General features: G+C 61.0%; 1 protein-coding gene and 1 pseudogene. Both read left to right on the forward strand.

Annotated features, from left to right (window positions below):
• The coding region (locus AWU74_RS11920; protein WP_187150919.1) for an InlB B-repeat-containing protein at positions 1-637 on the forward strand (637 nt) is incomplete at its 5' end.
• 3 nt (positions 638-640) lie between these two features.
• A pseudogene (locus tag AWU74_RS13550) lies at positions 641-729 on the forward strand (hypothetical protein); the annotation flags it as partial.

Consider the following 729-nt stretch of genomic DNA (forward strand, 5'->3'; position numbering starts at 1 on the left):
CAAGGTGCGCGCCGATTCGGGCGGGTATGCGAGCCGGACGGGCTACGTGTGGCGAGGCTGGAACACCAAGCCGGACGGCAGCGGCGACACCTACCGCGCCGACGACTGGATTGTCATAACGAAGAGCATATCGCTCTATGCCCGCTGGCGGAAGCCGGAGGAACTGCACCCGGGCTACCCGATGAACATGACCGGGACGCGGACAATCCTCGACAAAGACTTCGTCGCGGCAAACTCGCCCAAACCCGTCGAAAGGCTGACGACAGACGAAATCGTCGCGCGGGCGAAAGCCGAGCGTCAAAAGTATTTTGACGCGCTCGACGCGGAACAGACCCCTCCTCCCGTCCGCGAGCCGTGGATATTCAAGACCGAGCGGGACCGCTGGATTGGCAGGCTCCTGTATGTCGCCCTGCTCGGAGGCATCATCTGGGCGCGGCATTACCATTACAGCGAGCGGGGACAATTAGCTGCACGCCTCCGCTGGCATAAGCGCAGGGAAAAAGAACGCCGCAAGGTGAACCAAATCGAAGGCTCCGGCGGCGCGAAAGACAGCGCGAAGAATCATGCCGCCAAGAGCCTCGCCGATGCAACGACACAGACCAAAGATTCCGGCGGCGGCACAAAAAAGGAGGCGTAGCGCATGGCAGTGAAGGCGATTTTTCCCGGGTCGTTTGATCCGCCGACATTCGGGCACCTCAACCTTAGCGAACGATTTTTCGGAACTGCTGA

The sequence above is a fragment of the Treponema endosymbiont of Eucomonympha sp. genome (assembly GCF_001028545.1).